The organism is Haliea atlantica (assembly GCF_054779855.1).
In genome coordinates, this window is sequence record NZ_BAAGXL010000003.1 from 408479 (window position 1) to 422666 (window position 14188).

General features: G+C 66.6%; 9 protein-coding genes. 3 read left to right on the plus strand and 6 right to left on the minus strand.

Translation table 11 applies throughout. The features are described from left to right. Positions 1 to 67: 67 nt before the first annotated feature. A complete protein-coding gene (locus tag ACYVGS_RS01920) occupies positions 68 to 1819 on the minus strand; it encodes a DUF885 domain-containing protein (protein WP_460586940.1) in 1752 nt (583 codons plus the stop codon). 89 nt (positions 1820 to 1908) lie between these two features. Next, on the minus strand, positions 1909 to 3030 hold the full coding sequence (locus ACYVGS_RS01925; RefSeq protein ID WP_460586941.1) for a zinc-binding dehydrogenase: 1122 nt from the start codon (positions 3028 to 3030) through the stop codon (positions 1909 to 1911). A 62-nt stretch (positions 3031 to 3092) separates the two neighbouring features. Here ACYVGS_RS01925 and ptsP point away from each other — a divergent pair, with 62 nt between their 5' ends. Both ptsP and ACYVGS_RS01935 read left to right on the plus strand, forming a co-directional pair. Beyond that, positions 3093 to 5363 (plus strand): phosphoenolpyruvate--protein phosphotransferase, encoded by a 2271-nt coding sequence (ptsP, locus tag ACYVGS_RS01930; protein WP_460586942.1) that lies wholly within the window; start codon positions 3093 to 3095, stop codon positions 5361 to 5363. 3 nt (positions 5364 to 5366) lie between these two features. Then, positions 5367 to 6248, plus strand: a complete 882-nt coding sequence (locus ACYVGS_RS01935; RefSeq protein WP_460586943.1) for a lysophospholipid acyltransferase family protein — start codon at positions 5367 to 5369, stop codon at positions 6246 to 6248. A gap of 472 nt (positions 6249 to 6720) precedes the next feature. Here ACYVGS_RS01935 and ACYVGS_RS01940 read toward each other — a convergent pair whose 3' ends face one another. Then, complete coding sequence (locus ACYVGS_RS01940) at positions 6721 to 8082, minus strand: MATE family efflux transporter (protein ID WP_460586944.1); 1362 nt, start codon at positions 8080 to 8082, stop codon at positions 6721 to 6723. Between the two features lie 204 nt (positions 8083 to 8286). Further along, positions 8287 to 8841, minus strand: a complete 555-nt coding sequence (locus ACYVGS_RS01945; protein WP_460586945.1) for a peroxiredoxin — start codon at positions 8839 to 8841, stop codon at positions 8287 to 8289. 107 nt (positions 8842 to 8948) lie between these two features. Here ACYVGS_RS01945 and ACYVGS_RS01950 point away from each other — a divergent pair, with 107 nt between their 5' ends. Further along, positions 8949 to 12188, plus strand: coding sequence for an amidohydrolase family protein (locus ACYVGS_RS01950; RefSeq protein WP_460586946.1), 3240 nt, complete (start codon positions 8949 to 8951; stop codon positions 12186 to 12188). A gap of 40 nt (positions 12189 to 12228) precedes the next feature. Here ACYVGS_RS01950 and ACYVGS_RS01955 read toward each other — a convergent pair whose 3' ends face one another. Both ACYVGS_RS01955 and ACYVGS_RS01960 read right to left on the minus strand, forming a co-directional pair. After that, a complete protein-coding gene (locus ACYVGS_RS01955) occupies positions 12229 to 13359 on the minus strand; it encodes a class II histone deacetylase (protein ID WP_460586947.1) in 1131 nt (376 codons plus the stop codon). A 24-nt stretch (positions 13360 to 13383) separates the two neighbouring features. After that, complete coding sequence (locus tag ACYVGS_RS01960) at positions 13384 to 14037, minus strand: TetR/AcrR family transcriptional regulator (RefSeq protein WP_460586948.1); 654 nt, start codon at positions 14035 to 14037, stop codon at positions 13384 to 13386. Positions 14038 to 14188: the final 151 nt, after the last annotated feature.

Consider the following 14188-nt stretch of genomic DNA (forward strand, 5'->3'; position numbering starts at 1 on the left):
CGGATTATAGGGAATGCGGGGGGCGCGCGGGATGCGACAAAGTGTCACGCTCCCGCGGCCGCGAGGCTCACTGGCGCTGTGCCACCCACTCGCGCATGCGGCTTTCCAGGGCATTCAGCGGGATGGCGCCGGCCCCCAGCAGGTGGTCGTGGAAGGCGCGAATATCAAACGCCTCACCCAGTTCCCGCTCCGCCAGGGCGCGCAGTTCGAGCATCTTCAGCTGGCCGATCTTGTAGGCCAGGGCCTGGCCCGGCCAGCCGATGTAGCGGTCGATCTCATTGACGATATCCGCCTCGGTCTTGCCGGCGTGGGCCTTGAAGTAGTCGATCGCCTGTTCGCGACTCCAGCCGAAATGATGCATGCCAGTGTCCACCACCAGCCGCACCGCCCGCCACATGTCATAGGTCAGCTGTCCGTAGCGCGAGTAGGGGTCGCTGTACAGGCCCATGTCGTAGCCCAGGCGCTCCGAATAAAGACCCCAGCCCTCGATAAAGGCCGTTTCGCCACCGAGCTTGCGAAACATGGGCAGGTCGTCGAGCTCCTGGGCCAGGGCGATCTGCAGGTGATGGCCGGGCACCGCCTCGTGCACACTGAGCACCTCCATCTCGTACTTGGGCCGCACCTCGGGCCGGTACAGATTGACGTAGTAGTAGCCGGCCCGGGTGCCGTTGGCCGCGGGGCGACTGTAATAGGCAGTGGTGGTATCCGGCGCGATCGAGGCGGGAATCGGTCTGACCCCGTAGGGCATGCGTGGCAACTTGCCAAACAGCGTCACCAGCTCGGGGTCGAGGCGCTTGGAGATAGCCAGGTAGCCTTCGTAGAGGGCTTCCGGGGTCTCGTAGTAGAACTGCGGGTCCGTGCGCAGGAAGTCGTTGAAGGCCTGCAGGTCCCCCTCGAAACCGACCTCCTCCTTGACCGCTTCCATCTCCTTCAACAGACGCGCCACCTCGCGCTCGCCCACGGCGTGAATCGCCTCGGGTGTCATGTCCGTCGTGGTAAAGCGCCGCGTCAGGTGGCGATAGATGGTATCCCCCCCCGGCAGGCTGCCGACACCGGCCTCGTCGCGACAGGCCGGCAGATAGCGGTTGGCGAGAAAATCGCCGAAGCTTTCCAGCGCGGGATTGATGCCGGCCTCAATCGCCCCTCGGGCACTGCGCCGCAGTTCCTCCCGCGTCGCCGGGGACAGGGTTTCCGGCAGCTCGGCGAAGGCCTTGAAGAAGGGACTCTCCTCCACCGGCACGCTGGTGAGACGGCGAATCTGCTCCGGCACCCGCTGCATGATCACCCGCGCCTGGGTGCGCTCCTGCATCAGCCCCTCTTCCAGCAGCTCGCGATACTGCTCCAGCAGCTCGGGGTAGGTCTGCAGGCGCACCAGCCAGTCGCGGTAATCGGCTTCGCCGCGAAAGGCAATCTGCTCCTGCAGGCTATGCAGGTGCTGGGGGCCGCTGCGCATGTTCACCGCCATCAGGTGCAGACCCAGTGCGTAGGCCTCGCGCTCCAGGCTCAGCTGCTGGTGCAGCATCTGGTGGCTGAGCCGGTCCTGCGCATCCAGCGCCGCCGGGTCGATGGCGTCCAGCCGCGCCAGGAAGCGCTCGCGCGCGGCATCCCGCTCCGCGTGGGCTTCCAGACTCATGTCGTCCCAGCGATGATTGGCCCCCGGATCGCCGAGGTGGGTGCGCAGCTGCGGCGAGACCTTCAGCTGCCAGTTCCAGTGTGCCTCCAGCAGCTGCTCGAAATCAGCCGCCGGGCTGTCGGCGCGAACCATTCCCGCGACTACCAGCAGGCACGCGAGCAACACGCCGTTCAGGGTCTTCTGCATCGTTTTCTCCTTGTTCCATCGAATGCCAGCGAGGGGCTTTCCCGGCGCGGGGAGCGGACGCGAAACCAACAAGCGCCCGCGCACTTTCTTCAGGGCAGCACCAGGTATTTGTCGCCGGTGGCGCGGCGGTTGTAGGCCTGCATCACCGCGGAGTCGAGCATCTCCGCCAGACTGATACGATGGCTGTACTGACTGGCAAAGGTGGTGTTGATCTCCCGGGCGACTCGCGCGCGCATCGACTCGGTGCGTTCGGGCCCGGCGCGCTGCAGGAACTGTGGCAGCAACCAGCCGCCGACGCCCCAGGCAAAGCCGAAGTTGCGGGTCAGTGTGGTCGGCGCCAGGTCGAGGGCTCCATAGATATAGACCTGCTTGTAGGTATTCGAGCCGTAGCGGTTGTATTCGCTCATCTGTTGCGCCGCCACCGACTCCATCGCGGTGAGAATCTGACTGGCCAGCTTGCCGCCGCCCACGGCGTCGAAGGCCAGGGTGGCCCCGGTCGCCTCTATCGCCGACACCAGGTCGGACATGAAGCTGTCACTGCTGCTGTCCAGTACATGCGCGGCGCTTTGCGAGCGCAACAGGGCAACCTGCTCCTGGCGCCGCACGATGTTGACCAGGGGAATATCGTCCGCCTGGCAGAGGCGATTGAGCATCTGCCCGAGGTTGCTGGCGGCCGCGGTGTGCACCAGGGCACTGTGCCCTTCCATCATCAGGGTTTCCCGCATTCCCAGGGCGGTCATCGGGTTGACGAAGCAGGACGCGCCCTGTTCCGCGGTTGTGCCCTCCTCCAGCGGCAGGCACTGCAGGGCATTCACGCAGCGATACTGACTGAACATCTCACCGCCGAAGACCCCGACGGTGCGACCGAGCAGTGCCTGGGCCTGGGCGGAATCACCCGCGGCAATCACCGTTCCCGCGCCCTCGTTGCCGGCCGCCAGGGCCTGTCCAACGCGCGCCTGCACCAGCGGCAACGTTCCCTCCGGCAGGGTCAGGGTGACCTCGGGACGCTCCGGCGTACCCTCGACCCGGGCGCTCGCCGGGTCCGCCGGACCGAAGAGCAGAAAGAGATCCGAGGGATTGATCGGTGCCGCGCCAACCCGCAGCACGACTTCCTCCGGCCCCGGGCGCGGAACCGGCTGCTCCTCCAGCCACAGGGTCAGGGTTCCCTCGGCATTGACCCGCGTACGCAACTGCAATCCCGTGTCGCTCATGGTATTTTCCCTCTTATTGGTGACTGGCATGGCCCGGTCACTATAGCGGATACTGTTTACTGATGCCTGCCACCCGGAAGCTCCACCCGATGAATGCCCTGCTACAACTCACCCGTATCGTCCAGGCCGCCGCCCAGGCGGAGGAAACCGACGACCAGGTGCGATTGATTGTGGAGGCCATTCACCGCAGCATGGGTGTGGAAGTGTGCAGCCTGTATATCGCCGCGGCCGATGGCAGCATGCTGCTGGCCGCGACCGAGGGCCTCGACCCCCGCGCCGTCGGCCACAGCAGCCTGCCACCAGGCCGCGGCCTGGTTGGACGGGTAGCCCAGACACGCCACCCGGTGGTCGTGGCGGACGCCCCGGCACACCCCGACTTCTGTTACCTCGCCGAGACCCACGAGGACGAATTCCGCAGCTTTTGCGGGGTGCCCGTGGTGCGCGCCGGCGCCGTCATTGGCGTACTCGTGGTGCAGTCGCGGGAGCCGCGGCTGATGTCCGAGGAAGAGCAGGCCTTCCTGGTCACCCTGGCCACACAGCTGGCACTGGTGCTGCCCCCGGAGCCCCTGGCCAGCGCGGGCGGCAGCAACACCCTGCGCCGCGTTCGCGGGGTCAAGGGCGCCCCGGGCACGGGTATCGGGCAGGCCTGGCTGTGCGATACGGTGGACCTCTACGCCGTACCCGATCGACCTTGCGAAAACGTCGAGGCCGCGATCGACGAATGGCGACAGTTGCTGGCCCAGGTCAGCGCGGACGTCGAGACCGAACGGCGCAGCATGGAGCAGGAACTGTCGGAGGGAGTGGCGGCGGTCTTCTCCGCCTACCAGATGCTACTCAATGATCCGGGCCTGCGACTGGGGGTAGAGCAGGCCATTGCCCAGGGCAACTGGCTCCCCGGCGCCCTGCGCCAGGTGGTGCACCACTACGCCGAGCTGTTTCGCGCCATGGAGGACCCCTACCTCAAGGCCCGCCACGAGGACCTCCACCATCTCGGCAACAAGCTCTACCAGGCCTGGAGCGGTGCCCCGGAGCACCGGCCCCAGGGCATTGATGGCCCCATCATCCTGGTCGGGGACAAGGTGAGTGTCTCCGACATCGCCGCCTGTGACCCGCAGCGCCTGGCGGGGATCGTCTGCTTCAGCGGTTCCAGCCTGTCGCATACCGCCGTGCTGGCCAACGCCCTGGGCGTGGCCGCCGTCATGGGCACCGGCAAGCTCAAGGGCGTGGACAACGGCGTGCCCCTGATTGTCGACGGCAATGTCGGCCAGGTCATCGTCCACCCCAGTACCTCGGTGCGGCGAGAGTTCGAGCGCCTGCAGTACGCCGAACAGGCGCTGAAAGGCGAGCTGGCCGGCCTGCGCGACCTGCCGGCCACCACCACCGACGGCGTGCGCATCCGCCTGCTGGCCAATACCGGTTTGCTGGCGGACATCTCCCCGGGGCTGGCCAATGGCGCCGAGGGCATCGGGCTTTACCGCACCGAAATGCCCTTCATGATCAGCGACACCTTTCCCTCGGAGGAAGACCAGGTCAACACCTACAGCCAGGTGCTGGCTGCCTATCGCGGTCGCCCGGTCTACATGCGTATCCTCGACATCGGCGGCGACAAGCCCCTGCCCTACTTTCCGATCCACGAGGACAATCCGGCGCTGGGCTGGCGGGGAATCCGCTTCTGCCTCGACAACAGCGCCCTGCTGATGACCCAGGTGCGGGCCATGCTGCGCGCGGCGGCGGGCGGGGAAGAACTCCACATCCTCCTGCCGATGATCAGCAACACCGGGGAAATCGTCGCCTTTCACGCCCTCCTCGACGACGCCCTGGCACAGCTGACGGAGGAGGGCCTGCCCGTGCGCCGTCCACCGGTGGGCATCATGGTGGAAGTGCCGGCGGCGATCTCGCTGTTGCCGGCCTGGGCCAAGCGCCTCGACTTCGTCTCCATTGGCTCCAACGACCTCAGCCAGTACCTGCTCGCGCTCGACCGCAACAATCCACGGGTGGCCGGAGCCTACGATCACATTCACCCCGCCGTGCTGCAGGAAATTGCCCGGATCGCGCGGATCACGCGGGAAACCGGCCTGCCCCTCAGCCTGTGTGGGGAAATGGCCTCCGACCCGGCGGCGGTGCTGTTCCTGCTCGGCACCGGTGTGCGCCAGCTCAGCATGAGTGCCTCGAAACTGCCGCGCATCAAGTGGCTGCTGCGCTCCATCACCGAGACCGAAGCCGCCGATCTGGCCGGCAGGGCGCTGCAACTGGACAACAGCCAGGCCATCCGGACACTGCTGGAAAATGCCCTGCACGAGCGCGGTCTGGGCCGCCTGCTGGGGAGCGAGTAGCAAGTGGCGGCCGACAGACGAGCGGCAGCGCCGAAGGCACCCGACCCGGGCCTGCAACGGCACATCGAACAGGCACTGCAGGTCAGCCCGCCCCGGGACCTGGAAACGTTCGCCCGTCAGCAGCTGGTGCAGCGGGTATTCCGGCCGCAACTCAGCGGACTCGAGCGGCTGTCCGAGGGGCCCTGCCTGTTCGTCGGCAACCACAGCCTGTTTGCCCTCGACGCGGTCATCGTGGCCACCGTGATGCAGCGGGAGCAGCAGCGCTTCCTGCGCGCCCTCGGGGACCGTTTCCTGTTCCACTACCCCTTGACCGAACGGGCCCTGCTCAGCCGCGGTGCGATCATCGGACACCCCGAGGTCTGCCGCGCCCTGATGGAGGCCGGCGAAGACCTGCTGGTTTTTCCCGGCGGCGCCCACGAGGCGGTCAAGCCGGCCAGCCAGCGCTACCGGCTGCAGTGGCGCGAGCGCTTCGGCTTCCTGCGCCTGGCCGCCCGCCAGGGCTACACCATCCAGCCCTTCGGCATGGTCGGCCCCGACGAATTCTACGACCAGCTGATCAGCAGCGCCGACCTGCCCGACTCACCCCCGGGTCGCCTGCTCCGGCAACTCGGCATTCTCACGCCCGATACCCGGCGGGATATCCTGCCCCCGGTTCCCCTGGGCGCCCTGGGCAGCCCCCTGCCGAAGCCCAAGCGCTGCTTTATCGGCTTCGCCGAGCCCCTCGATCTGTCCCGTTTCGCCGGCCGCACCCCGACGCCGCGGCAATTGGAGAAGCTGCGGGACGATATCGCCGGGCGCATTGACGGCCAACTGCGGGAGTTGCTGCTCTACCGGGAGCAGCACCGCAGCGAGGACGGCCTGCTGCGGCGCATCCTGACGCTGTAGCCGCTGCGCGCGCCTCCAGCTCCAGAGGGTCCGCAGCGGGTCGCAGTCATGACCTGTTTGGGACACGCGGTAAATACGTCCCTGTAGCTCTTCGGCCGCGTCCATGCGGCCGAAGGTCCCAAACAGGTCATGACTGCGACACGCTGCTCCGTGGGACGATAAACGCTGGGTGGCCCCGCTCCTCTAAAAGAGCTGCATAGCGGGATACCTGACTGCGGCAGACACTTGCAGACAGGATGCGCGCTCTCAGGCTACCCGGAGCCGTGGCTTCGCAAGCGGGGCTATGGGGACCGTCGGCGACAGGGATGTCGCCGTCGAGCTACAGGGACGTATTCACTGCGTGTCCCCATAGCCCCGCTTGCGGAGGCACGGCGGTCCCGCAGAATGCACCAAGCAATCCAGACAAGTGGCATGCCCGAGGCGCAGAACTCGACTCACGGGAGACACGCGGGCATGCGTGGTCGGTGCGGGGCTACTCGGCCATGACCCGCGCCAGGCGGTCGGGGTGGCGCCAGCGGTGGCCGAGCAGGCGCAGGAGGTAGATCACCGCCAGGGCCAGCAGCATCGCCACGAAGCCCCACCAGCTCACCAGCGGCGGGTAGTCCAGTACCTTGATCATCACCCACTGGGTCGCCAGCATCAGCACGTGCAGGCTCATGCTGGTGTTCATCAGCCAGCGGGTGTCGCCGGCGCCGCGCAGAACGCCGCTGCTGACCAGGATGACCGCATCCGCCAGCACGTAGGTGGCCATGCCGATCATCATGCGGGCACCGATCTCCACGATCACGCTGAAGTCCTCTTCCGGGGTGCTGAAGACCTCCATGAAGGGCACGCGAAAGATCACGAAGACCACGGCCAGCACCGCGGAGTAACCCAGGGCGATGGCAAAGCCGGCGGCGATCACCTGGTTGGTACGGGTCATGTCCCGGGCCCCCACGGCGTTGCCGATCATGCTGGTGACCGCGATATTCAGGCCGATCAGGGGCACGTAATTGAGCATGTCCCAGTTGAAGACGATGGCCATCGCGGCACCTTCGGCGACGCCGTAGGACTGGAACAGCAGCAGGAAGAAGTTGAAGGTCGCCGCGCCGACGAAGGTTTCAAAGCCGGAGGGCAGGCCCAGGCGCACGTAGCGCCGCAGGATGGCGAGGTCGAGATGGAAGGAGCGCAACACCTGGAAACGCTCGCGATGCACGCGGTTGAAATAGAAGACGGCGTACACGCAGAGGGTAAAAGCGGTCGCAATCACTGTCCCCAGGGCCGCCCCGCGGATACCCAGTTCCGGCAAGCCAAAGTGCCCGAATACCAGGGCCCAGGTCAGAGGAACGTTGACCATCACCCCGAGCACATCGGCAATCATCACCACCCGCGTGCGGGAGATGCCACAGAAGTAGCCCGCCACGCAGGCCTTGCTCAGCCCGAAGAAGGCACCGGCGAGCATCACGTAATAGTAGTCGCGCTCCAGCTGCACCTGTTCCGGCGGGTGTCCCATCAGCGCAAACAGGTCGCCCGTGAACCAGCCCAGCAACCACAACAGGGGCTGGCAGGCAGCCGCCATGATGATGCCCTGGGTGAGAACCCGCGGGCACTTGGCCAGCTGGCCGGCACCCTGGTACTGCGCAACCAGGGCCGTGGCGTAGGACATGACGCCGATAAAAAGAGCGACTGTCACGAAGAAGGTCACCCCACCACCCAGGGCCGCGGCAATGTGCAGGGCGTCGATCTGCGCCATGAACAGGCGGTCGGTGAATACCATCAGGGCGAAGGCACTCTGGGACACCACCATGGGCAGGGCCAGGCGGAACAGCTCGCGGGTTTCCTTGACACTCAGCATGACGGGCCGGCCCAACGTCCAAAGCACCCCGCCACCCGTGCCTGCGCGCGGGTGGGAATAGGGTGATAGCAAAAGCGGAGATTATAGTCCCCGCGAGGCCGGGGGACACGGGCCGCAATGCAGCAAAGCGACGAATTGCCGGAAATTCACGCCCAAGGGCGCCGGAACCGCCCTTGGGGCGCCGCTACCCCGACGCGGGAACCCTCAAGAATCCGATCGCCGGGCCACACCGAGCTCGCCCAGGGTGGCCGCCATGTCCTGGGCGGCGGTTTCCGGATTGATGTCAGTGTCGACCTTCAGCACCGTGCCGTCGGCACCGATGTAGACGGTGTGTCGCTTGGCAAAGCCGAGGGGAGAGAGCACCCCGTAGGCGCGTGCAGCGTCTTTTTCCTCGTCACTCAGCAGGGGAAAATCCGCCCCGGTGTCCTCGGCGAACTCGCGGTTCTTCTCCAGTGGGTCCACGCTGGCCATGAAATACTGCACGTCGTACTCGCGGATCAGGTGGCCGTTCTCCGCCAGGGACTTGCACTCAATGGTGCAGCCCGAGGTAAAGGCCCGGGGGAACCAGGCCAGCACAACCGCCTGCTTGCCCACATAGTCCGCGAGACGGTAGGTCTCGCCGTCACTGGCGGGCAGGGTGAAATCCGGAGCGGGTTCCCCCACGACGGGTTGTGCACTGGCGGGCAGTGCCAGCAGAGCGAGGGACAGCACTGCCAGTGACTGGCGGGCGAAGCGGCGAAGGACGGATGGCAATGACATGGATGGGACTCCCTGGGATGAGGTTCATACGCGTCGCGCATCGTTGTATGGTACGCCTTTGGCCCGGGCTGGATCACCCCCGGCGCCGTCGCATTCAGGAGAAAAACATGCGCTTGTTCCGATTGATCCGTCACCTGCTGCCACTCTGGCTGGGCCTCGCGGCCAGCACACTCGCAGCCGGCGACGCGCCCGCCGACTGGTCGGTGGCCGAACCGCAACTCGGCGCCGACCCCCTCAGCGCGAAAATCGATGTGCGGGAAGGCACCTGGATGAGCCTCGACGTGTCCCCGGACGGGCGCCATATCGTCTTTGACCTGCTCGGCGACATCTACGAAATCCCCATCACCGGCGGCAAGGCCACTCCCCTGCTCTCCGGGCACGCCTGGGACATGCAGCCCCGCTACAGCCCCGATGGCCGGCATATCGCCTTCACCTCGGATCGCCAGGGCGGCGACAACCTCTGGCTGCTGGACCGCCAGAGTGGCGAGCAGCGGCAGGTCACCTTCGAGGACTTCCGTCTGCTGAACAACCCGGTCTGGAGCCCGGATGGCAACTACCTCGCCGCCCGCAAGCACTTCACCACCTCGCGCTCCCTCGGCACCGGGGAGATCTGGCTCTACCATACCGACGGTGGCAAGGGGCGAAGCGGACAGCAGGTGGTAGAACGGCCCAGCGAGACCTTCCAAAAGGAACAGGGCGAACCGGCCTTCAGCCCCGACGGTCGCTTCCTCTACTTCACCCTCAACGTCACCCCGGGGGACACCTTTATCTACCACCAGGACAGCAACACCGAGCTGTTCCAGATCCGCCGGGTGGAACTGACCACCGGCGAGGTGAGCACCGTCGCCGGCGGCCCCGGTGGCGCCGTTCGTCCCACTCCCTCCCCCGACGGCAAGCGCCTCGCCTACGTCAAGCGCGTGCGCGCCGAGTCGCGCCTGTTCGTCATGGACCTGGACAGCGGCGTCGAGCGCATGGTCTACCCGGACCTCGACCTCGACATGCAGGAAACCTGGGCGGTGCAGGGCCTCTACCCCAACATGGCCTGGACCCCGGACAGCCGCGAGCTGGTGTTCTGGGCCGGAGGAAAACTGTGGCGACTCGCCGTGGATAACGGCCTGCTGCAGGATATCCCCTTTCACGTGCAGGATACCCGCAGCCTCTACCCGCCGATCCGCGCCAGCGTCGAGGTTGCCCCCGAGAGCTTCCCCCTGCGTATGCTGCGCTTCGCCAGCCCCTCCCCCGATGGCGAGTCGGTGGTCTTTGAAGCCCTGGGGCAGCTCTACCTGCAGCGGGGTGATGACAGACCCGAGCCCCTGACCCGGGATCGCGGCGAGGGCTTCGACTACGCGCCGGTGTGGTCACCGGATGGCAAGAGTGTGTATTTCCTGCGCTGGCAGGACAACAAGCTGACCAGCGTGCGTCGGGTCAGTGCCCGCGGCGGCAAGTCAACGGCACTGGAACACCCCCCGGGTCAGTATGTGGAGCTGGCCATCGACCGCGACGGGCAGACCCTGGCCCTGCGCAAGCTGGCGGGGAATGCGCTGCTGCACCCGGACTGGGGCGTGAAGCCCGGGCTCTACCTGCTCGACAGCGAAGGCGGCGAGCTGCGTTTTGTCAGCCAGCGCGGCAGCCACCCCCACTTCGGCTCCGACAGTACGCGTCTCTACGCCCAGGAGCGGGCCGAAACCGCCACCGGGCGCGGCAGCTCCACCGCCAAGACGCAGCTGATCTCCATGCAGCGGGACGGGCAGGATGTGCGCGTGCTTGCGGAGGCGGATTTCGCCACCCGCATCATGCTCTCCCCCACCGGCCGCCATATCGCCTTTGAAAACGCCCACCACCTGCACCTGGCCGAATTCACCCCCAGCGGCAAGCCGCTGGTACTGGATGCCGCCGAGCCGGCCTTCCCGGTGGTCCGGGTCAGCGAGACCGGGGGGGCCTTTCCCGGCTGGAACCAGGACGGCAGCGCCGTGCACTGGAGTACCGGGCCCAACTTCAAGCAAGTGGCGGTGGCCACCGCCATGCAGCCGGAGTTCTCCCCCGCGGACCCCTCGCGCCCCCTGGAAGTCAGCGTCGAGCACGCCGCCCCGGAAAGCCGCCTGGCCCTGACCGGGGCGCGCATCGCGACCATGGATGAAAAACGCCGGGTGATCGAGAACGGCACCCTGCTGGTGCAGGGCAATCGCATCCAGGCAGTCGGAGACGCCGACCTGGCAATTCCCGCGGGCTACACCCGGGTGGATCTGGCGGGCAGCACGGTCGTCCCCGGCTTCGTGGATGCCCACGCCCACGGCCCCTACGGCCACGAGGACATCATCCCGCAGAAGAACTGGAACCTGCTGGCGCACCTGGCCCTGGGGGTCACCACCCTGCACGACCCCTCGAGCCGCGCCGCGGAGGTATTTGCCGCCGCCGAATACGCCCGCACCGGGCGCATTCTTTCACCCCGACTCTTCTCCACCGCGGAAATCATCTACGGCGCCAAGAGCACCTACTGGTCGCCGGTGGACACCCTCGAGGACGCCCTCGCCCACGCGCGTCGCCTCAAGGCCCAGGGTGCTATATCGGTGAAGAACTACAACCAGCCCCGGCGTGAACAGCGCCAGCAGGTGAATGCCGCGGCGCGGCGCGAAGGCCTGCTGTCCGTGGCCGAGGGCGGTTCCCTCTACCACATGGACATGAGCCTGATCGCCGACGGCGTCACCGGTATCGAGCACAATATCCCCGTGCTCAGCCTGTACGATGACGTGATGCAGTTCTGGCGCCAGAGCGGCGCCGGCTACACACCGACCCAGGTGGTCAGCTACGGCGGGCTGACCGCCGAGGACTACTACTACCAGCACACCGAGGTGTGGAAACACCCCATCCTCTCCCGCTGGGTGCCGCCACAGGTGCTGCAGCCGCGCTCGGTGCGCCGCCCGATGGCACCGGCGGCGGACTATCGCGACGATGAAGCGGCGGCATCGGCTCGCGCCCTGCTGCGGGCGGGTATCCGCGTCAACACCGGCGGTCACGGCCAGCGCGAGGGCCTGGCCACACACTGGGAAATGTGGAGCTTCGTGCGCGGCGGCTTCACCCCCATGGAAGCCCTGGCGGCCGCCACCATCAACCCGGCACACTACCTGGGCATGCAAGCGGACCTGGGCTCCCTGGAGGCGGGCAAGCTCGCCGACCTGGTGGTCATCGACGGCAATCCCCTGGCGGATATCCGCCAGAGCGACAAGATCACCCGGGTGATGCTCAACGGCCGGCTCTATGACGCCCGCACACTCGACGAAGAAGTCACCGGTGAGGCAGAGCTGGCGCCGCTGTACTGGCAGGAGCGCCCGGCGGCACAGATTCGCTAGGCCGAAGAGCTGCCATTCGGCACCTGACGCCCGCGGGCCATCACGGCTCCCGTGGGCCCTCGGGCACCCCGGTCACGCGGGCCTCCGCAGCGGCAATGAAGGGCTCCTGCCAGGGCTGCAGAGACTGATAGTCCTGGCTGAGGAGCTCCCAGGTCTGCTGCATCAGGTTCTCCTGCGCCGGGATCAGCGCCTCGCAGCCGCTCAGGGCTTCGAAAATGGCCAGGCCACAAAAAGGGCTCATGTTCGGCTCATAGCCACCTTCGTGCACCATGACCAGCCGCCCGCCACAGACCTCATCAGCCACAGCGGACAGTTGCCGTGTCATTTGCCGGTAGCTCTCCGGCACGAGCAGCTGCCGGGCAGTGGGATCGTTGGCCGCGGCGTCCAGGCCACTGGCCACCACGATCAACTCCGGGCGGAAACGGCGCAACGCAGGCGCCACCACACGTTCCATGGCAGCGAGGTAAGCACCGGAACCCGAACCCGGTGGCAGCGGAATATTGAGGTTGCAACCCTGTGCTTCGCCGGCACCCGTATCCTCCACGCCGCCGCGCCCCGGCACCATGCCATCCTGGTGAATCGACAGGGTGAATACCTGCGGATCGTGGAGAAAGACCGTTTCGGTGCCATTGCCGTGGTGCGCGTCCCAATCGACGATGGCGACCCGGCGCAAGGCGCCCCGTGCCTGGGCAAGGCGCACGGCAACTGCAATGTTGGCAAAGATACACAGCGACATACCCGCATCCGGCTCGGCATGATGTCCCGGCGGCCTCACCAGTGCGTAGGCGTTGTCGACCTCACCCGACAGCACCGCCATGATAGCCGCCCCGGCACCACCCGCCGCCAGGCAAGCCAGTTCGTAGCCTCCCGGGGCCATGGATACCCCACGACCGGCGCTGCCGCCCCGGCGCGAGAGTTCCTGGATCTGGTCGATGTAAGCCGCTGTGTGCACCCGCGCCAGGTCATCGCGGGTCACCGCAAAGGCCGGGATCCTGTGCAGCCGCTCGAGCAGGCCGGTGGCCGCAAGCAGATTGAGGATGCGACGCTTGCTTTCGGGGGTTTCGGCCGGCGTACCGGGCTGCAGCCAGGGCGTATGGCCGAAGACATCGGCATAGGAACCGAAGTCGAACCACATGAAGCGCTCCTCCCATACCAGGCCGGTCTTTCGCATGTACTCGATCCTTTCTCGATAGGGTCAATACTCCACGTCGGGGTCGCCCACCACCAAGCCACCCAGTTCAGCACTGCGCAGCAGCGTGAGCAGCATGGTGACCCGACGGTCCAGGGGCGCCTGCTCCCGCAGACGCGGATTGTTGATGCACAGGGTGCTCCAGCCAACCAGCATGACCAGCACCATCTCCGCCGTTTCCTGGATCGGCACGGAATCCGGGATCTCGCCCAGCGCACTCGCAACCTGCACATCGTCCAGTAACTGGTCGTAGACTTCCTGAAAGGCTGAGCGGCTGCTGTCCGCTACCCGCGCGTCGCGGGAGGATTGCTGCCAGAAGGCCAGTCGCGCCTTCCACTCGTGCAGGATCTCCTCGCGATAGGGCAGCAACTGGCGCAGGCGGATCTCCAGCGCCGCCAGGCCCCGATGATCCCCCACCGCGCGATGAACACGCGCCAGATAGGTCCGGTTGGCCCACTCCGCAGCCGCCGCCACCAGCGAGGCCTTGTTGCCGAAATAGTGTTCGACCAGCCCTTTGGAACAACCCGCCGCTTCGGCCACTGCGCGTACCGTCAGACGCTCGATACCCGCACGCGCAATCACGCCGACAACTGCCGATTCAATGTGCGCGCGGCGCTCATCACCACCTTCCGCCACGCGCGGAAATTCCGCCTTGCTCATCCCGCTCCACTTCCATGCTCACCGGGGGACGACGTACTCCAGAGCCAGAGAACCGCATCGACACCCCTGCCCCGGCCCGTGTACGGCGACCCGAAATTGCCGGAAAGCATACCACAGGACAAATGGCTTGCTAGCAAGCCATTTGTCCTGC